This window comes from Ruegeria sp. CH2, from assembly GCF_056537065.1.
The window spans coordinates 17,166-36,871 of record NZ_JBQFQV010000016.1 but is presented as its reverse complement, the minus strand read 5'-3'; the positions used below and the strand labels follow the sequence as shown (position 1 = coordinate 36,871).

At 60.2% G+C, this 19,706-nt stretch carries 17 protein-coding genes; 12 read left to right on the top strand and 5 right to left on the bottom strand.

Annotation, left to right across the window (positions count from 1 at the left end; all coding sequences use genetic code 11):
• The first annotated feature begins 21 nt into the window (after positions 1-21).
• From purH to ACR0M9_RS17865, 5 genes are all read left to right on the top strand, one after another.
• Entirely contained in the window at positions 22-1,611 is a 1,590-nt protein-coding gene (gene purH, locus ACR0M9_RS17885; protein ID WP_480774266.1) for a bifunctional phosphoribosylaminoimidazolecarboxamide formyltransferase/IMP cyclohydrolase, read from the top strand.
• On the top strand, positions 1,611-2,087 hold the full coding sequence (gene lspA, locus ACR0M9_RS17880) for a signal peptidase II (protein ID WP_480487777.1): 477 nt from the start codon (positions 1,611-1,613) through the stop codon (positions 2,085-2,087). Before purH ends, lspA begins: the two co-directional genes overlap by 1 nt.
• Before the next feature lie 50 nt (positions 2,088-2,137).
• On the top strand, positions 2,138-2,653 hold the full coding sequence (locus tag ACR0M9_RS17875) for a DUF3035 domain-containing protein (protein ID WP_480482853.1): 516 nt from the start codon (positions 2,138-2,140) through the stop codon (positions 2,651-2,653).
• An 82-nt stretch (positions 2,654-2,735) separates the two neighbouring features.
• Positions 2,736-4,076 carry a M16 family metallopeptidase gene (locus ACR0M9_RS17870; protein ID WP_480487775.1) on the top strand — a complete coding sequence of 447 codons (1,341 nt, stop codon included), beginning with the start codon at positions 2,736-2,738 and terminating at the stop codon, positions 4,074-4,076.
• Entirely contained in the window at positions 4,073-5,383 is a 1,311-nt protein-coding gene (locus tag ACR0M9_RS17865) for a M16 family metallopeptidase (RefSeq protein WP_480774265.1), read from the top strand. The genes ACR0M9_RS17870 and ACR0M9_RS17865 overlap by 4 nt, the downstream gene beginning before the upstream one ends.
• 22 nt (positions 5,384-5,405) lie before the next feature.
• Here the strand turns inward: ACR0M9_RS17865 and ACR0M9_RS17860 are convergent, their stop codons facing one another.
• The 3 genes from ACR0M9_RS17860 to deoC form a co-directional block, all read right to left on the bottom strand.
• Positions 5,406-6,215 carry an SDR family oxidoreductase gene (locus ACR0M9_RS17860; protein WP_480774264.1) on the bottom strand — a complete coding sequence of 270 codons (810 nt, stop codon included), beginning with the start codon at positions 6,213-6,215 and terminating at the stop codon, positions 5,406-5,408.
• A 225-nt stretch (positions 6,216-6,440) separates the two neighbouring features.
• Positions 6,441-8,774, bottom strand: a complete 2,334-nt coding sequence (locus ACR0M9_RS17855) for an aldehyde dehydrogenase family protein (RefSeq protein WP_480774263.1) — start codon at positions 8,772-8,774, stop codon at positions 6,441-6,443.
• A gap of 47 nt (positions 8,775-8,821) precedes the next feature.
• Entirely contained in the window at positions 8,822-9,820 is a 999-nt protein-coding gene (deoC, locus tag ACR0M9_RS17850; RefSeq protein ID WP_480474226.1) for a deoxyribose-phosphate aldolase, read from the bottom strand.
• Between the two features lie 198 nt (positions 9,821-10,018).
• Here deoC and ACR0M9_RS17845 point away from each other — a divergent pair, with 198 nt between their 5' ends.
• The 6 genes from ACR0M9_RS17845 (at position 10,019) to ACR0M9_RS17820 (ending at position 17,326) form a co-directional block, all read left to right on the top strand.
• A complete protein-coding gene (locus ACR0M9_RS17845) occupies positions 10,019-10,972 on the top strand; it encodes a metal ABC transporter solute-binding protein, Zn/Mn family (protein ID WP_480774262.1) in 954 nt (317 codons plus the stop codon).
• A 3-nt stretch (positions 10,973-10,975) separates the two neighbouring features.
• Positions 10,976-11,779 carry a metal ABC transporter ATP-binding protein gene (locus tag ACR0M9_RS17840; protein WP_480560493.1) on the top strand — a complete coding sequence of 268 codons (804 nt, stop codon included), beginning with the start codon at positions 10,976-10,978 and terminating at the stop codon, positions 11,777-11,779.
• Positions 11,780-11,782: 3 nt separating this feature from the next.
• On the top strand, positions 11,783-12,988 hold the full coding sequence (locus ACR0M9_RS17835) for a metal ABC transporter permease (protein WP_480774261.1): 1,206 nt from the start codon (positions 11,783-11,785) through the stop codon (positions 12,986-12,988).
• A complete protein-coding gene (locus ACR0M9_RS17830; RefSeq protein ID WP_480774260.1) occupies positions 12,985-13,914 on the top strand; it encodes a metal ABC transporter permease in 930 nt (309 codons plus the stop codon). The genes ACR0M9_RS17835 and ACR0M9_RS17830 overlap by 4 nt, the downstream gene beginning before the upstream one ends.
• A 262-nt stretch (positions 13,915-14,176) precedes the next feature.
• Complete coding sequence (mutL, locus tag ACR0M9_RS17825) at positions 14,177-16,039, top strand: DNA mismatch repair endonuclease MutL (protein WP_480774259.1); 1,863 nt, start codon at positions 14,177-14,179, stop codon at positions 16,037-16,039.
• Positions 16,040-16,096: 57 nt separating this feature from the next.
• Positions 16,097-17,326, top strand: a complete 1,230-nt coding sequence (locus tag ACR0M9_RS17820) for a DNA recombination protein RmuC (RefSeq protein ID WP_480774258.1) — start codon at positions 16,097-16,099, stop codon at positions 17,324-17,326.
• Positions 17,327-17,389: 63 nt separating this feature from the next.
• On the opposite strand, the gene ACR0M9_RS17815 is transcribed toward ACR0M9_RS17820, so the two are convergent.
• Together ACR0M9_RS17815 and ACR0M9_RS17810 are read right to left on the bottom strand one after the other, a co-directional pair.
• Complete coding sequence (locus ACR0M9_RS17815) at positions 17,390-18,040, bottom strand: ChrR family anti-sigma-E factor (protein ID WP_480506488.1); 651 nt, start codon at positions 18,038-18,040, stop codon at positions 17,390-17,392.
• 10 nt (positions 18,041-18,050) lie between these two features.
• Positions 18,051-18,707: a sigma-70 family RNA polymerase sigma factor gene (locus ACR0M9_RS17810; protein ID WP_209598534.1), complete on the bottom strand. Its 657-nt coding sequence runs from the start codon at positions 18,705-18,707 to the stop codon at positions 18,051-18,053.
• A 146-nt stretch (positions 18,708-18,853) separates the two neighbouring features.
• Between ACR0M9_RS17810 and ACR0M9_RS17805 the strand changes: the two genes are divergently transcribed.
• A complete protein-coding gene (locus ACR0M9_RS17805; protein WP_480774257.1) occupies positions 18,854-19,627 on the top strand; it encodes a DUF1365 domain-containing protein in 774 nt (257 codons plus the stop codon).
• The last annotated feature ends 79 nt before the right edge of the window (positions 19,628-19,706 follow it).

The window sequence follows — 19,706 nt, the reverse complement described above, 5'->3', positions numbered from 1 at the left end:
GCCAAAAGGACCTTTGGACCCATGACTGACCTTCACCCCGTGCGCCGCGCGTTGCTTTCCGTTTCCGACAAGACCGGGCTGATCGAGCTGGGCAAGGCGCTGTCCGAGCGCGGGATCGAACTGTTGTCGACCGGCGGCACCGCCAAGGCGCTGCGCGATGCAGGGCTTGAGGTTCGCGATGTCAGCGAAATCACCGGCTTCCCCGAGATGATGGATGGCCGGGTCAAAACGCTGCACCCGATGGTGCATGGCGGGTTGCTGGCGCTGCGTGACAATGACACCCATGTTGCGGCGATGGAGGAACATGGCATCGGCGCCATTGACCTGCTGGTCGTAAACCTCTACCCCTTCGAGGCAACCGTCGCCAAGGGCGCGGGCTATGACGAATGTATCGAGAATATCGACATCGGCGGCCCGGCGATGATCCGCGCGGCCTCAAAAAACCATACCTTTGTGAACGTGGTGGTGGATGTCGAGGATTATTCCTCCTTGCTGGATCAGCTGGAAGAAAACTATGGCAAGACATCCTATGGCTTCCGCCAGTGGCTGGCGCAAAAGGCCTATGCCCGAACAGCGGCCTATGACGCCGCCGTGTCGAACTGGATGGCCGATGCGCTGCAACTGGACGCCCCAACGCGCCGCGCATTTGCTGGCGAGTTGAAGCAGACCCTGCGGTATGGTGAAAACAGCCACCAGCAGGCAGCGTTCTACACGGACGGCACCAACCGCCCCGGCGTCGCCACCGCCGTACAGCATCAGGGCAAGGAACTGAGCTATAACAACATCAACGACACGGACGCGGCCTTTGAGCTGGTGGCCGAGTTTGATCCGGCGAAAGGCGCGGCTTGCGCCATCATCAAGCACGCCAACCCTTGCGGTGTAGCCACAGGTTCAACCCTTCTCGAGGCGTACAAGGCGGCATTTGACTGCGACCGCACCTCGGCTTTTGGTGGCATTGTTGCGCTGAACCAGCCGCTGGATGCAGAAACAGCGCAAGAGATTACCGGCATCTTCACCGAGGTTGTAATTGCCCCCGGTGCCTCGGACGAGGCCAAGGCGATTTTTGCCGCCAAGAAAAACCTGCGCCTGCTGACAACCGAGGCGCTGCCGGATGTAACCGAAGGTGGCAAAACCGTCCGTCAGGTGGCCGGCGGGCTGTTGGTGCAGGACAAGGATAACGGGTTTATCGGCATGGACGACCTCAAGGTCGTGACCAAGAAAGCCCCGACCGACGCGCAGATGCGTGACCTGTTGTTCGCGTGGAAAGTGGCCAAACACGTCAAATCCAACGCCATCGTCTACGTCAAGGATGGCGCAACCGTAGGTGTTGGCGCGGGGCAGATGAGCCGAGTGGATTCGGCCCTGATCGCGGCCAAGAAAGCCGAACGTATGGCCGAAACGCTGGGCTTGCCGCAACCGCTGACCATCGGTTCCGCCGTGGCATCGGATGCGTTTTTCCCCTTCCCCGACGGGTTGATGGAAGCCGCCGAAGCGGGCGCGACCTGCGTCATTCAGCCGGGAGGGTCCATGCGCGACGATGAAGTGATCGCCGCAGCGGATGAGGCTGGTCTGGCGATGGTCTTCACCGGTATGCGTCATTTCCGTCACTGATGCGGTCACGCCTGCTTCTCTGGGCGGCCTTGGCCGCCTTCGCGATCGACCAGATCAGCAAATATCTGGTCGTTCACGTCCTGCGCGTGGCTGAACGGCCCGACGGTATCGATGTTCTGCCACCGCTGCTGGTGTTCAAATACGGCGAGAATCGGGGCATCAATTTCGGCCTGTTTCAGGGCGACTCTGAGGCTGCGCGCTGGTTTTTGATCGGTGTGTCCGTGGTGATCTGCATCGGTGTGCTTGTCTGGCTTGGTCGTTCGACGCGTTCGAAATTCATGTTGTTCTGTGGCGGCATGCTGATCGGCGGAGCGCTTGGGAATGTGGTCGACCGGCTTCTTTATGGGTTTGTTCTGGATTTCCTGAACATGTCCTGCTGTGGCATCAACAACCCGTTTGTGTTCAACTTGGCGGATGTGTTCATATTCGCCGGAGCGCTGGGGCTGGTTTTGTTTGACGGCAAAAAGCCCTCGTGACGCGCGGAATGATATGCGATAAAAGCGCCTGAAACAGGCTGGAGACACCAATGCGGATGCCGCGCGCCATATTTGTTCTGACAGTTGCCGCTGCGGTTGCGGCATGTTCGAATCCCGGACTGCGGGATCTGGCGCCTCCGGGACAGGGTCCGGATGAGTTTTCGGTATTGCCGGTCAAGCCGCTGACCCAGCCTCAGGATTACGCGTTCCTGCCGGCACCGACGCCGGGTGGTGGAAATCTGACAGACCCGACCCCTCAGGCCGATGCGGTGATCGCGCTGGGCGGTAATGCCGCCGCCCTGAACCCCAATGCCGGTGTGCCGTCGTCGGATGCAGCGCTTGTGACGGCGTCCAGCCGTTATGGCGTGCCAGCCGATGCACGGCAAGTGGTCGAAGCCGAGGATGCCGCGTTCCGCAAACGCCGGGGCCGCTGGACCGGTCTGCGCCTGTTCCCCGTCGACCGCTATAATCAGGTCTACGAACGCCAGTCGATCGATCCGTATTCGGAAACCGATGCCGCCCGCCGGGCCGGGGTCGAAACCCCGACCTCGCCCCCGAATGAATAATTCTTAACTTTCCGTCATCGGGCTTGAACCCGGGCCGCACCACCGTAGTTTGAATACTATAAAACGAAACGGAGGATGCCCCATGGTTCGGGCCCTGGCCTTGTCGGCTGCCCTGATCGCCACCACCCCGGCTTTTGCCGGGGGCGGGAAAGAAGCGGTCACCACATTCACTTTGGACAACGGCATGAATGTCGTCGTGGTCGAAGACCATCGCGCGCCTGTCGTGCAGCACATGGTCTGGTACCGCGCCGGATCGGCGGATGAGCCGATCGGATCGTCGGGTGTCGCGCATTTTCTTGAACACCTGTTGTTCAAGGGCACAGATACTTTGGCGCCAGGTGAGTTCTCGGCTACCGTCGCGGCCAATGGCGGCAACGATAACGCGTTCACCTCGTATGATTACACTGCCTATTTCCAGCGCGTCGCCGCCGACCGGCTTGAGTTGATGATGCGCATGGAATCGGACCGTATGCGGAACATACGCCTGAGCGATGAGGATATCGTGACCGAGCGCGATGTGATCCTTGAGGAACGCAACCAGCGCACCGAAAACAACCCGCGCGCCCTGTTCGGCGAACAGATGAGCGCGGCACAATACCTCAATCACCGTTATGGCGTGCCGATCATCGGCTGGAAGCACGAGATGGAAGAACTGGAACTGGAAGACGCGCTGTCTTTCTACCAGACCCACTACGCGCCCAATAACGCCATTCTGGTTGTCACCGGAGACGTTGATCCCGCCGAGGTTCGCACTCTGGCCGATCAGTATTACGGTGTGATTCCCGCCAATGCGGATTTGCCGGAACGGGTCCGGTCGCAGGAACCCCCGCAAACCGCCGAACGTCGTCTGACTTTCAAGGACCCTCGCGTGGCGCAGCCCTACATCCAGCGCAGTTACCTGGCGCCGGAACGCGATCCGGGCGATCAGGAAAAGGCGGCAGCCCTGTTTCTGTTGGCGGAACTTCTAGGGGGCAGCACGACCTCTTACCTGAACGAAAAGCTGCAATTTGATCAGAAAATGGCTGTTTATACCGGGGCGTTCTACCGTGACGTGTCGCTGGATGACACAACATTCGATCTGCTGGTCGTTCCCGCCGAAGGGGTTTCCCTGCAAGAGGCCGAAGATGCCATGGACCAGGCCGTGGCCGATTTCATTGCCGAAGGTGTCGACGAGGACGATCTGAACCGCATCAAGATGCAGTTGCGGGCCGCGCAGACCTATGCGCGCGACAATGTGGACGGGATCGGCAACCGCTATGGGCGCGCCCTGACCAGCGGCCTGACAATACAGGACGTGCAGGCATGGCCTGATATTCTTCAGGCTGTGACCGGCGACGAAATCATCGCCGCCGCCCGCGATGTTCTGCAACCCGAGGCGTCGGTCACCGGCTGGCTGATGCGCGATGATGAGGTGACGCAATGAAACGGTTTCTCGCAACGCTGATTGCCTGTCTGGTTGCTCTTCCTGCCTTGGCCGAGATCGAGATTGAAGAAGTGACCTCGCCCGGCGGGATCACCGCATGGCTGGTCGAGGATCACTCGATCCCTTTCACCGCGCTCGAGCTGCGCTTTCGTGGCGGTACGTCGCTGGACGACCCGGACAAGCGCGGCGCCGTCTATCTGATGAGCGGGCTGATCGAGGAAGGGTCCGGCGAAATGGACGCGCGGACCTATGCGCGCGAGCTTGAGGCTCTGGCCGCATCGTTCCGCTATAACGCCGGTGACGACACGGTTTCGATTTCCGCACGTTTTCTGACCGAAAACCGGGATGAGGTTGCCGACCTGCTGCGTGAGACGATTCACGAACCACGCTTTGATCAGGACGCGGTTGACCGTGTGCGCGCACAAATCCTGTCCGGGCTGCGATCAGATCAAACCGACCCGAACGAGATTGCAGGCCGCAGCTTTGCCCAGATGGCCTATGGCGATCACCCTTATGGTTCCGAAGGCAAGGGCACGATCGAAAGCGTCTCGGCGCTGACACGGGATGATGTGGTAGCGGCGTATGAAAGCGTTTTTGCCAAGGATCGACTTTATGTGGGGGCCGTCGGCGATATCACGGCCGAAGAACTGGGCGCATTGCTTGACACATTGCTCGCCGACCTGCCGGAAACGGGCAAGCCCATCCCGGGCAAGGCCAACGTGACCATCTCCGGCGGGATCAGTGTTGTCGAGTTTGACACCCCGCAATCCGTGGCGCTGTTTGGCCATGCCGGAATAGATCGGGACGATCCTGATTTCTTTGCCGCCTATATCCTGAACCACATCCTTGGCGGTGGCGGGTTCGAAAGCCGTCTGATGCAAGAGGTGCGTGAAAAGCGTGGCCTGACCTATGGGGTTGGAACCTATCTTGTGCCCAAGGATCTGGCCTCGGTTTACCTGGGGTCGGTGTCATCGGCCAATGACCGCATTGCCGAGGCGATAGAGGTTATTCGCAACGAATGGGCGCATGCCGCCACCGAAGGGGTGACGCAGAAGGAACTGGACGATGCCAAGACCTATCTGACTGGCGCTTATCCGCTGCGCTTTGATGGCAACGGGCAGATTGCCGGGATCATGGTGGGGATGCAGATGGAAGGATTGCCCATCGATTATATCGCCACCCGCAATGACAAGGTGAACGCGGTCACACTGGAAGACGTGAACCGCGTTGCATCCGAACTTTTGGACCCGGACGGCCTGCATTTCACTGTCGTTGGAAAGCCGGTTGGGCTGGAAACTACCAACTGAACTGCAAGGGGTGAGATGCGACTCACCCCTTTTTCATACTCCGCAGCATATCGCCCATCATCTGGCCGAACTTGCCCGATCCGCGCTGATAAAGTGCCCCATCCACGGCCAGAACCGTGCCGCTGATATAGCTGGCCAGATCCGAGCTGAGGAACAGGCAGGCATTGGCCACGTCCTGCGGCTGACCCCAACGGCCCAACGGCACGTCGCGGCGCAGTTCTTCGTGGGCGTTTTTGGTGGGCGCTAGGCGTTTCGCACCTTCGGTGCCTTCGATGAACCCCGGCACAACCGAATTCACCCTGATCCCTTCGACACCCCATTCCATCGACAGCGTGCGGGTGATCTGATCCACCCCCGCCTTGGCGGCGCAAACATGCGACTGGCCTTCGTACGGCAGGTAGGACTGCGGGGCCGAGATATTAATGATGCTGGCACCGGGGCGTTTGAGGAACGGATACGCCCCCTTCATCACGTGGATCGTGCCCATCAGGTCAATGTCGATCACTGTTTTAAAAGCATTGACCGACATCTCGGACGCCAGCGCCGGGAAGTTGCCCGCCGCGCCCGAGATCAGCACATCGAAATCCCCGAAGGCGTCATGGAACTGCTTCAGTCCCGCCGCCACGGCGCCTGCATCGCGCACATCAAACGCAACCCCAATCGCATCCTGTGCGCCTGCGGCTTTCAGCGCGGCGATGGTGTCATCGACCTTTTCCTGCGACCGGCTGGCCACGGCCAGTTTGGCGCCCGAGGCTGCAAAAGCCTCGGCAATGCCTCGATTGATACCGCTGGTTCCGCCAATCACGATGACGGTGTGTCCTGAAAAATCCATGTAACGCCCTTTATCTTTGATCTACTGGGTGAGCGCCATTCTCTTGACTGAGTTCGTTGCGCATCTCCTCAATCATCGGAAGCACAAGAGTTTCGCGATTTGCGAGTAAGAATACCAAGCACGCAAATGCGCCGACCAAAGAAAGAATCACCAAACGAGCGATAGAAGTCCGATTGGTTTTCTCAGTCGGTAGTACCAAAGTAAACGCTCCGTTGGCAGGGAGCCCTACTCGCCGTAGGGCACCCAGATGTTTTTCACTTCGGTTGCAGCCTGAAGGAAGCGGCGAGAATGGTCCATGCTCCAATCAAATGCCGTCGCGTTATTGACCCAGGTCCGTTTCAGGTTCCCGGCTGAAACGACCTCTATCTCTTTCGACAGGTCGGTGGACGAGAACGACCAGACCGCGTCGACATTCAGATGCGAGGCCAGGGGTTTCGCCAGTTCAGCATGGCTGCCGGTCAGGATGTTGACCACACCGGCAGGGACGTCCGAAGTCTCAAGGATCTGGTAGAAATCCGTCGCCCCCAGCGGGAAGGGCTCAGAAGCCACCAGAACCGTCCGGTTACCCATGGCAATCGCAGGCGCCATGGCCGAGACCAGACCCAGCAGCGGTGCCTCATCCGCGCAAAGCGCACCGATCACGCCAACGGGTTCCTTCATGGCGATGGCCACGCCCCGGATCGGAACACCATGGACCTGGCCGTCATACTTGTCGGCCCAGGCGGCGGCAGTGAACAGGCGCTGGATCGAAGCCTCAACTTCTTTCGCGCCGTCTTTCCTGCCGGTCATGGCGTCGATCCGCGCCGCGAATTCACCGGCGCGGGCCGAGAGGTTTTCGCCGATGTAATACAGGATCTGGGCCCGCAGATGGCCGGTGGCCCTGGACCAGCCTTTTGCACCTGCCGCGGCCTCGACCGCGTTGCGCACGTCCTTGCGGTTGGCAAGACCCACATGGCCCAGCAGGCCGGACTTGCCCCAAACCGGTTTCGAATATCCACCATCGGGCCGCGCCTGCTTGCCGCCGACATACAACTTGGCAGTGCGGTCGATCGGATCGACCGGGGCCCCTTCGCCCATGGCTGCCTCGACCTTTGCCAGCGGCTTGGCCTTACCCTTGGGTCTGGTATAGGCGGTCAGCCCTTCCCAACCACCTTCGCGGCCAAAGCCGCTTTCGCGGACCCCACCGAACCCGGCAGCGGCGTCAAACAGATTGGTGGCATTCACCCAGACGACGCCCGCAACCAGCTTGGGCGCGATATCCAGCGCAAGGTTCACATTCTCGGTCCAGACGGTCGCTGCCAGACCATACCGGGTGTTGTTGGCCAGCTCGACGGCCTCTTCCGGTGTGCGGAAGGTCGAAGACACCAGCACCGGGCCAAAGATCTCTTCCTGCATCAACGGGTCCGAGGTCTCGAGCCCCGAGATCAGTGTCGGCGGGTAATAGCAGCCGTTTGCGGGAAGATCGCAGGCAGCTTGATGCACATGGCCCGCTGTGTTGCTTTCGACCATTCCTTTGATGGTCTGCAACTGAACCGGGTCCACAACCGCGCCCACGTCGATACATTTGTCCAGCGGATTGCCGACACGCAGCGTGTCCATCCGGGCGCGCAGCTTGTCGTGGAAACGGTCGGCGATGCCTTCCTGCACCAGCAGGCGCGAACCTGCACAGCAGACCTGACCCTGATTGAACCAGATCGCATCCACCAGCCCTTCGATGGCCGAGTCGATATCGGCGTCATCAAAGACGATGTACGCGGATTTGCCGCCCAACTCCAATGTCAGTTCCTTGCCAGATCCGGCAGTGGCCCCACGGATGCGGCGGCCCACAACAGTCGAGCCGGTAAAGGCAATCTTGTCCACGTCCGAGGCCACGATCATCTCGCCCACGGTACCGTCTCCGGTGACGATGTTGACGACACCTTTCGGCAGACCGGCCTGTGTGCAGATATCGGCAAATAACAGCGCCGTCAGCGAGGTATATTCAGCGGGTTTCATAACCACCGTATTTCCCATTGCCAGCGCAGGCGCGATCTTCCACGCCAACATCAGCAGGGGGAAGTTCCACGGAATGATCTGACCGCACACACCCAACGCTTCAGCGTCGGGCAGCTCGCTTTCCATCAGCTGCGCCATACCGGCGTGGTAATAGAAATGCCGCTGCGCCAGCGGAATATCGATGTCACGCGATTCCCGGATCGGTTTGCCGTTGTCGAGGCTTTCCAGCACCGCAAACAGACGCGAATGCTTTTGCAGCAGTCGCGCAATTGCATACAGATACCGCGCACGGCCCGCGCCGCCCAGTTTCTCCCATTTCGGCTGAGCCTTGCGCGCGGCGGCAACAGCGGCGTCCACGTCGGCCTGCTTGGCCTGCGTCAGCTTGGCCAGAACCTCCCCGGTCGCCGGGTTGCGGCTGTCAAACCCTTTGCCCGGCTTGGTGAAAGCACCATCGATATAGTGTCCGAACTTGTCGCCCTGATCGACCAGCCAGGCCAGTGCCTCGGCGGCGCTTTCGGGGGCGGGGCCGTATTCCATGGTCTCAAAAATCTCTTTGACTGTCATGACTTCATCTTTTCCCAAATACTCACTGTCCAGACATACCCACGGGCTCAGCCCATCGAGTGTCTGTAACCAGCCGAGTAAGCCCCGGTGACATAGTGTTCCAACTGCCGCTCGATATCGCCCAGCAACGATGAGGCGCCAAAGCGGAACAGATCCGGTTCCAGCCAGCGATCACCCAGCTCGTCCTTGATCAGCGACAGATAAACCAGCGCGTCCTTGGCTTTCGAAATACCACCCGCAGGCTTGTAGCCGACCCGATATCCGGTGCGGTCATAATAGTCGCGGATCGCGCGGATCATCACCAACGACACGGGCAGGGTGGCGTTGACGCTTTCCTTGCCGGTCGAGGTCTTGATGAAATCCGCCCCGGCCATCATGCACACCAGCGAGGCGCGCGCGACATTGCGCAGGCTACCCAATTCTCCGGTCGCAAGAATGGCTTTGACATGGGCATCGCCACAAGCCACGCGGAACGCCTTCATCTCATCATACAGGGCCTGCCAGTCCCCCGACAGCACGTGACGGCGCGAGATTACGATGTCGATTTCCTCGGCCCCGGCCTTCACGCTTTCCTCGATCTCAGCCACGCGCAGATGGAACGGGGACAGGCCTGCGGGAAAGCCGGTGGACACGGCAGCGACCGGAATGCCAGTGCCTTTCAGAGCGTCTACGGCGGTTTCGATCATGTCGTGATAGACACAAACCGCCCCGGTTGTGATCGGCGGCATGTCCAGCGCCTGAAGAACCGAAGGCGCAACCGGCTGACGGGCCTTTGCACACAGGCGGCGCACACGGCCCACCGTATCATCGCCCGACAGCGTGGTTAGGTCGATCATCGTGATGGCTTTCAGCAGCCACGCAGCCTGATATTCCTTCTTGACCGAACGGCGGCCCGGCAATGTGGCCGCACGGCGTTCAATCGCGGAAGTATTGGCCTGAACGGCGCGCACCCAGTCCAGATCCAGTTCCATTCCGGGGTTCCGGGGTTCGGTCACTTGCGGCAGATGCGCGGTGCGCACGGGGCTTTCTGAGCTCTGCGTATCCATGGTTACGTCCTTTGGGAGGTTTGCGACAAAATCGCACGGGTGGCCCGGGAATGGAAGGTGTTCCGGCGCAATGATCGAATATTTTTGACCATTTGGACAAATAACAGAGGTTTTCTTGCGAATAATTCTCATTAGCGTTGACTTAGTTGCGAATGGCTCTCATATTTGATCCAACACGTATCCAAATCGAGGTTGGAAATGATTCGTCGGCATTGCCTTGCATTTTTGGCTCTGGCCCTTTCGGTGCCAGCTATGGCGTTTGCCGGTGCACCGCTGAAAGTGGTGGCCACGACGGGCATGATTGCAGATGCAGCGCGTCAGGTCGGCGGTGATCTGGTTGAGGTCAGAGGGCTTATGGGCCCCGGCGTTGATCCCCATGCCTATCGCCAGACGCGCAGCGATATCGTGGCGATGACTCGGACAGATCTGGTTCTGTGGCACGGCCTGTATCTCGAAGCGCAAATGGAAGACTTCTTTCATGATCTCGAGCGGAAACGGACCGTCATTGCGGTTGCAGAGGGCGTAGATAAGTCCATGCTGCGTGCGCATGATGATTATGCCGACAAGTATGATCCGCATGTCTGGATGACACCCGCGCTGTGGCGCGAGGTTGTTCTGGAAGTGCAGCGTGCGCTGACGGAGGCACGCCCCGAAGCAGCAGAGGTTTTTGCCGCGAACGCACAAGCCCATCTGGCGGACATAGATCGTCTGACGGCCTATGCCGAGGAAACCCTGTCTTCGGTACCGGATCACAACAAGGTTCTGGTCACCGCCCACGACGCCTTTGGCTATTTCGGTGAAAGTTTCGGGTTCGAGGTTCTGGGCATTCAGGGCATCTCGACCCAATCCGAGGCGGGCCTGAACCGGATCGGAGAGTTGGTTGACCTGTTGGTTGATCGCCGGATCACGGCGGTCTTCGTCGAAAGCTCGGTTTCTGACCGGTCGATCCGCGCGCTGATCGAAGGGGCCGAAGCCAAAGGGCACGAGGTGAAGGTCGGGGGCGAGTTGTTCTCGGACGCCATGGGCGAGGATGGCACCTACGAAGGCACTTACATCGGGATGTTGGATCACAATATCACCGTCATCGCAGGCGCATTGGGCGGAGAAGTTCCCGATCGCGGCATGGACGGCAAACTGTCAGCGGGGTTCTGAAAGATGCTGGGGCTGATCAGCAACGAAGGTGTGACGATCCAGGAACATAATCTGGATGACAGCCCTCTGGCTGTGCGGGGTCTGACGGTTTCCTACGGGCAGAAGCCAGCGGTCTTTTCGGTTGATATGACGGTAACGCCCGGCGCGATGACCGCCATTATCGGGCCGAACGGTGCTGGAAAGTCAACGCTGCTCAAGGCGGCGCTGGGCATCGTTACGCCATTGTCGGGGCAGGTGACCGTATTTGGTCAGCCGCTGAATTCGCAACGCGCACGTGTTGCCTATGTTCCCCAGCGTGCCAGCGTGGACTGGGATTTCCCGACACGTGTGATCGACGTGGTTCTGATGGGTCTGTCGCGTGAACTGGGCCTGTTGGGCCGCTTGCGCGCGCGCCACAAGGCCCGTGCGATGGATTGCCTGAACCGTGTCGGAATGCGCGATTTCGCGGATCGCCAGATAGGCCAGTTGTCCGGTGGCCAGCAACAGCGTGTGTTTCTGGCGCGTGCTCTGGCTCAGGATGCTGATCTGTACCTGCTGGACGAGCCGTTTGCCGGTGTCGACGCCGCCACCGAAAAAGCCATCATCGCGGTGCTGAAATCCCTGAAAGAGGCCGGTAAGACAGTTGTTGTCGTGCATCACGATCTGGCCACCGTGACCGACTATTTCGACCACGTTTTCCTGATCAATACCCGCAAGGTGGCCGAGGGGCCGGTGGCCGAGGCCTTCACGGCGGAAACGCTGCAATCGGCCTATGGTGGCAGGTTGGCAACGGCCCAGATCGATCAGATTTCACGCGCGCTGGGATAGTTCATGCTTTGGGATGCTCTGACCCTTCAGCTTGGCTATAACGCCACGCTGGTTGCCATCGGTGCGACATTGCTTGGCGTGTCGGCGGGCGTGACAGGGACCTTCCTGTTTCTGCGCAAGCGCGCCCTTGTCAGCGACGCAATCAGCCATGCAACCCTGCCGGGCGTCTGTATCGCTTTCATGGTGCTGGTCGCGCTGGGTGGGGACGGGCGCAACCTGCCGGGCCTGTTGGTGGGGTCCGCCATTTCAGCCTGGGTTGGTCTGTTGTGCATGAACTGGCTGACACGGCGCACCCGACTGGCCGAGGACGCCGCGATCGGTGCGGTCCTGTCTGTGTTCTTCGGCTTTGGGATCGTGCTGCTGACGGTCATCCAAACCATGGGGGTTGGCCGTCGGGCCGGGCTGGAAGGTTTCCTGTTGGGTTCGACCGCTGGAATGCTGTGGGCCGATGCGGTGATCATCGCACTTGGTGGCGCCTTGACCTTGGCTCTGGTGCTGATCATCCGTCGTCCGATGACCCTTGTCGCATTCGACCCCGAATACGCAGCGGCGCGCGGGTTGCCAGTGCATCGTATCGACCTGGCCATGATGGGGCTGGTCATGGCCGTGACCGTGGTCGGCCTGAAAATCGTCGGCCTGATCCTGATCGTGGCTTTGCTGATCATTCCGGCAGTGACCGCCCGGTTTTGGTCTGACCGCTCGGAACGCGTTGTTCTGTTGGCCGGGTTGGCCGGTGGGCTGGCCGGATATATCGGCGCTGCCATATCCGCATCCGCGCCCAATCTTCCAACCGGCCCGATTATCGTGCTGGTCAGCTTTGCCTTTTTCCTTGCATCCCTCTTCTTCGCCCCGATGCGTGGCGTTCTGGCGGCGGTGCTGCGGCATCTGCGGTTTCAGCGCCGGGTGCATATTCGTCAGGGACTTCTGGCGCTGGCACAAGGGCAGAAGATCTATGAACCCCTGACTCTGCGTTTGCTGCGGCGTGCCGGGCTGGTCCGGGCGGATGGCGTGGCGACGGACACCGGCAAGGCCCGCGCGGCCAAGGCCCTGCGGGATGAAAAGCGATGGGAAATCGTGCGCGCCGATCAGGCGCACGAGGCGACAGCTGCGCTATATGACGGATTGCGCGATATCGAAACCGTTCTGACACGCGACCAGATTGATGAGATCGACCGCCAGATTGGCGGACCGCAGGGGATACCGGCATGAGTGGTGAAGAATTCGTTCCGCTGTCTCTGACGCCGCTGCTGATCGGAACATGTGCGGCCATCGCCTGTGCCTTGCCCGGCAACTTTCTTGTGTTGCGAAAACAGGCGCTGATCGGCGATGCGATCAGCCATGTGGTGCTGCCGGGTATCGTTGTTGCGTTTCTGTTGACCAGGGCCATATCCACCTGGCCGATGATGTTGGGTGCGGCAGGGGCCGCGGTTCTGGCCGTGGTCCTGATCGAGGCCATTCGCCGGCTGGGGCAGATCGAACCCGGGGCTGCCATGGGCGTGGTCTTTACCACCATGTTCGCGGCAGGCGTCCTGCTGCTTGAGCAGACGGATACGTCAACCGTGCATCTGGATGTGGAACATGCGCTTTACGGCAATCTCGAAAGCCTGATCTGGCTGGACGCGACCGGGTGGTCTTCGTTGCTGGACGCTCAGGCCCTTGCCGGATTGCCCCCGGAACTGCCCCGTATTGCGCTGACACTGGTGGGTGTGATGCTGTTTACATGGCTGTTCTGGCGGCCGCTGAAAATTTCCACCTTTGACGAAGGTTTCGCCCGCACGATTGGTATTCGCACGGGGCTTCTGGGCATGGCGCTCGTCATTACTGCGGCTATCGCGGCGGTTGCCGCTTTTGACGCTGTGGGCTCGATCATCGTGATCGCGATGTTTATCTGCCCTCCGGCAGCTGCGCGGATGCTGACCAACCGGCTTGAGGCGCAGATTGGCTGGAGTGTCGTGATCGCCGTAACCTCTGCCGTGACGGGGTATGTGCTGGCAGGCTACGGGCCCCTGTGGCTGGGCGCGGCGGATGCGGTCAGTGCGGCAGGGATGATCGCAACGATGTCCGGGCTGATCCTGGCGCTGGCGGCCATGTTTGGCCCATGCCGCACACGCGTTGGTGTTCAGACGTCAGCCTGAGACGGCATTTTCCTGCCGCAGATGCCTATGCGTCATCGGCCAAACTCTGCCCAGATGCCGTTAAGGTTAATCTTAAGCAGATTTTTGGGAAGTCTCGTGCTAGAGGGCTGCCCATTGATTAGCTGAACACACCACTCACTTTGGTACGCCCGGATGGTACGGAATGGGGATTCATTCACGGCCATCCGGGCGCCACTTTCCGATCAGAAGACATGCTCAAACCGGTGGCAGAATCGTGCGCGGTTGTGCTAGGTCTAGGGGTATGGCGCAAACAAACCCCAATATCAGCGAAAATCGCCCCGTGATCAGACAGCTTGACGATGCTGCCATCAACCGTATTGCGGCGGGTGAAGTGGTGGAACGCCCGGCCTCGGCGGTCAAGGAACTGGTCGAGAATGCACTTGATGCCGGGGCCGCGCGTGTAGCCGTCGAAATCGCCGACGGGGGAAAGACACTGATCCGCGTGACCGACGATGGCTGCGGTATCCCGGCCCAAGATTTGCCGCTTGCCCTGTCGCGCCATGCCACATCAAAGATCGACGGATCGGACCTGCTGAATATCCACACCTTCGGGTTTCGAGGCGAAGCTTTGCCCTCGTTGGGGGCTGTCGGACGCCTGACCATAACCAGTCGCGTGCCCGGTGCGGACGCGGCGCAGATCCATGTTGCGGGTGGCAAGATGGGTTCGGTCAAGCCTGCCGCCCTGCGCGCGGGCACGGTGGTCGAGCTGCGCGATCTGTTTTTCGCCACCCCCGCACGGCTGAAATTCATGCGCACCGACCGGGCCGAGGCGCAGGCGATCACGGACATGGTGAAACGGCTGGCGATGGCCGAACCATCCGTCACATTTACCCTGCGCGATGTCTCGGGCGGTGGCGAAGGCCGTGTTATCTTCCGCGCGGATCGCGAGAATGGCGACCTGTTTGATGCCCTGCACGCCCGTCTTGCCCGTGTGATAGGGCGCGAGTTTGCCGAGAATGCGCTGCGGATCGATGCCACGCGCGACGGTCTCAGGCTTTTTGGTTATGCGGCCCTGCCGACCTATTCCCGTGGCGCTGCGGTGGCGCAGTACCTTTTCGTCAACGGGCGTCCCGTGCGCGACAAGATGCTGACCGGCGCTTTGCGGGCGGCCTATTTCGATTTCCTCAGCCGGGACCGTCACCCGGCCGCGGCATTGTTCATCGACTGCGACCCGACATTGGTTGACGTGAACGTTCACCCTGCCAAGTCCGAGGTCCGGTTCCGCGATCCCGGCGTTGCGCGCGGGCTTATCGTGTCCAGCCTGCGCCACGCTTTGGCCGAGGCAGGGCATCGTGCGTCATCGACCGTGGCCAATGCGACCCTGGGTGCAATGAGACCGGAGCCTGCGCAGTCTGCACCAGCGCGGGTCTATCAGATGGATCGCCCGTCGCCCGCAGCGCGCCAGGCCGCGTACCGGGCGCAGGCTCCGGGTTTTGCGGAACTGGCGCATGATTACAGCGGCAGCATTGTCGATCCGACCCCGGTTGCACCCGTATCACAGGGTCAGGAGCCTGATGCGCAAAACCTTCCGCTGGGCGCTGCGCGCGGGCAGGTGCATGAAAACTACATCATCGCCCAGACTGCCGATGGAATGGTGATCGTTGATCAGCACGCCGCGCATGAACGGCTGGTCTATGAAAAGCTGAAAACACAGATGGCCGAGACAGGCGTCGCGGCGCAGGCACTTTTGATCCCTGAGATTGTTGAGTTGTCCGAAGGCGACTGCGCCCGTCTGATGGCGGTCTGTGATGATCTGTCCCGTTTGGGGCTGACCATCGAACCCTTTGGCGGAGGCGCAATTGCCGTGCGCGAAACCCCGGCCATTCTGGGCGAGGTCGATGCGCGCGCGATGATCCTGGATATCCTCGACGAACTGGCCGATCAGGGCGAAACACAGATGGTGCAGGCAAGGATCGAGGCGATCCTCAGCCGGGTTGCCTGCCACGGCTCGGTCCGGTCCGGCCGCCGGATGCGGGCCGAGGAAATGAACGCCCTGCTGCGCGAGATGGAGGCGACGCCGCATTCCGGCCAGTGCAATCACGGGCGACCCACATATGTGGAACTGAAGCTAAGCGATATCGAACGCCTGTTCGGGCGCAGTTGATTTGGTGTCAAACAGGCCTTAAGAAGACAGAAACAAAACGAGAACATACTGAACCCCATGATCCAGATTGCAGGTATTGAAATAGCGCTGAATGATCCCGTGATTCTGGTTGCGGGCGGAACAGTCGCGCTGATCCTGCTGCTGCTGTTCCTGTCGTTGCGCGCCGCCAATCGCTCGGCCCGGATGGCGGAACCGCTGGCGCGGCAGATGGCGCTTCTGGGTCAGCATGTGCAGCAGTTGGGGCAGGGGCAGGAACAGTTGCGCGGCGGCTTGCAGCATGTTTCGGACACACAGGCCAACGCGCAGGTGCAGGTGATCCAGACGGTCGAGGCACGCTTGTCCTCGGTTCAGCAGCAGATGAATGACCGGCTGGCGGATAACGCGATGAAATCGGCTCGCGCGCTGGCCGAGATGCAGGAACGGATGAAGGAAACCCTGCACGGTTCGTCAAAACAGACGGCGACATCACTGACGCAGCTGCAGGAACGTCTGGCCGCCATCGACAAGGCGCAGGACAATATCACGAAACTGTCGGGCGATGTTCTCAGCCTTCAGGATATCCTGTCGAACAAGCAGCGGCGCGGGATGTTTGGTGAGATTCAGCTGAACGATATCGTGTCCAAGGCGCTGCCCGCGGACAGCTATTCGCTGCAAGCCACCTTGTCGAACGGCAGGCGCGCGGATTGCCTGGTGCATCTGCCGAACCCGCCCGGCCCGATCGTGATTGACGCGAAATTCCCGCTTGAGGATTTCGAGGCACTTGCCGCCGCGCAGACCAAGGCGGATGTTGAAAGATGCCTGCGGGCTTTTGGCGCTGCCGTGAAAGTGCATATCAAGGCGATTTCCGAGAAATACATCCTCGACGGGGAAACCGCTGACGGTGCCCTGATGTTCGTCCCGTCCGAAGCGATCTATGCCGAGCTGCACGCCCGCCTGCCCGATGTGGTGCGCGAAGGGTTTGCCGCAAGGGTCTGGATCGTCTCGCCCACCACCTGTATGGCCACGCTGAACACGATGCGGGCGATCCTGAAAGATGCGCGCATGCGTGAACAGGCCGGTGCGATCCGCAAAGAACTGGGATTGCTGCACAAGGACGTGGACCGTCTGGGCGACCGCGTTTCAAACCTCGACCGTCACTTCGGGCAGGCGGCCAAGGATATCTCGGAAATCAAGATCAGTGCCGAAAAGGCTGGCCGCCGGGCGCAGCGGCTGGATAATTTCGACTTCGAAGAAATCGCGCCCGATACTGAAACAGAGGTTGTGCCGCTGGCACGTCACGAAGGCTGAACATCCTGTTGAAGAACTGAACCGGCACCGGGCCGGTTCTGATGGGCCAGCGCCTGCAAGGGTTCAGATACGCAGAAAGGGCTGGAACAGGCGCGGCATCAGCTTGTTGAATTTCAGCGGCGCGTCCGTAACCGCCAGGCATATGCAGTCTTCCGAGATATCCGCGACGGGTGTGTGTTCCAGATCCTCGTCAGCGATTTCAACATCGCCACGGGCAAAACGGTCAACCTCGTCCGTGAAAGCCCCTTGCAGAACCATTGTCAGCTCCATGCCGTTGTGGCCATGATCCGGCACGGCAGCACCGGCCGGAATGAAAAGCAAGCGGGCGGTGGCGTCTTTGGTGGTCGGCAGGATCGCCTGTTTGACGCCCATACCTATCGACCTCCAGCGGATGTCCTTGACTGTTCCGCCCACGTAATCCTGCAACGGGGCCGGCAGAACTGCACATCCCGGGCGAACGGGCTTGGGCGCCGGAGCACCTTGGGAGATCAAAGCCATCGTGGCCGCCAGTGAAGTTTCACTCATGCTGACACCCTCACTCTGCTCGTCCAGAACATGCCCGCCAACGGCGTCATAGCTTTCTGCGCGCGCGCGGCAGTGGTCGCACAGGGACAGATGCGTGGCGACCATCAGATCGAAGGCTTCGGGCAGACCGCCTGCGGCATAGGCCATCAGCAGGTCATCTGTCAGGTGATGTTTGATCAACTTGCTCATCTTACTCATCTCAGTTCATCGCGTGGCGCAAGCGGTCCAGCGCCAGCCGTATGCGTGATTTGATCGTTCCCAGCGGCAACCCGGTTTGTGACGCAATTTCCCGGTGACTCAGGTCGCCGAAATATGCCTTCTCAATCAGGTCCCGCTGTGCATCCGGCAACGCTTTCAAGGCAGTGCGCAGTTGCGCAGTTTCCTGTTGCAGCGCGATGACGTCATCCTGATCAGGCTCAGCCTCGGGCCCCCAACCCAGATCTTCGGGTTCAGGGCGGCGTTGCTTGCGCAGCACGTCAATGCGCTTGTTCCGAGCGATGGTGAACACCCATGTGGCCACGGTGGCACGCGTCGGGTCGAACAGGTGGGCCTTGTGCCACAAGGTCGCCATCACTTCTTGCGCGCATTCTTCTGCCATGGTGGCATCAGCCCCTGACTTCATCAGGAACGCCTTGATACGCGGCGCGAAGTGCTGGAACAGCTCGGCAAATGCCGCCTGATCCTGCGCATCCCGGATGCGTCTGACGTGGTCCACCCATTCGGCCCTGGTCTCGCGCTTGCTGTTGATTTCGTTCACCCGCCTACCCTTGATGCGTTTGTGGACGCGCCAAGGTTGAGGGGCGGGTGTTTCAACCGCTGGTCCGTCCAAGGTCGCTGTGTTGGTCTCGGTAAACATAACCATATTACGGCGCATGTCCCAAGCCGGATCACTTTATCGGAACATTTTGATCCGCTCCCGGCCAAGTCTCGTAATATGAACACCAGCGGCAAAAAAGAAATCACGACTGCTCTGGCGGTTGTGCAAGGACCAGAAGATATCGGATGGTAAAAACGATAGATCATGTTGCAGGCCACACCTATCACGGCCGCAAGGGGGCAATCGACAACGCCTTCCGGTATTCTGTCGATTACATCCTGTTTGATCCCGAAGCCCGGTTGACCACGCCTTTTCTGTTTTCAATGGACCGGACGAATGTCACCAACTGGCGAACCCGCGATCACGGAGGAAAGCCGGGTCAAGGCCATGGTGCCGCCTGGCTGCGCGCGCGATTTACCGAGATGGATATTCCGCAACCCGCGCAGGTCATGCTGCTGACCCAGCCAAGGGTGCTGGGCCACGTTTTTAATCCCGTCAGTTTTTGGTTTTGCTTTGACCGCGATGATCAGCTTTACGCCGTGGTGGCCGAGGTGACGAACACCTTTGGAACGCGCCACAGTTATCTGTGCCATAAGCCGGATTTTTCAACCATCGAACCAACCGACCGATTGGCGGCCGAAAAGGTGATGCATGTCTCGCCCTTCCAGAAGATTGAAGGCAGCTATACGTTCCGCTTCGACTACAGCCCGGATCGGGTTGGTGTGTGGATCGACTACACGCGCGCGGGTGGCGGGTTGATCGCGACACTGACCGGACCGCGCCAGCCATTGACCAGCCGGGTGATCCTTTGGTCTTCTCTGCGTCGCCCATTCGGTTCGCGGCGCACTTTTGCGCTGATCTTATGGCAGGCCTTCAGGTTGTGGCTGAAAAAAGCTGCCTTCCGTCCGTTTCGCAAGGAACCTGTGCCTGATCATCCAGTATCGCGTGTGGGGCAGTGACCAGCCTGTTTGTTCAAGATCAAAGACGCAGGCGCCTGCCAGTGGTTGTGATGGCGTAACAACCGCGAACACGAGGAGT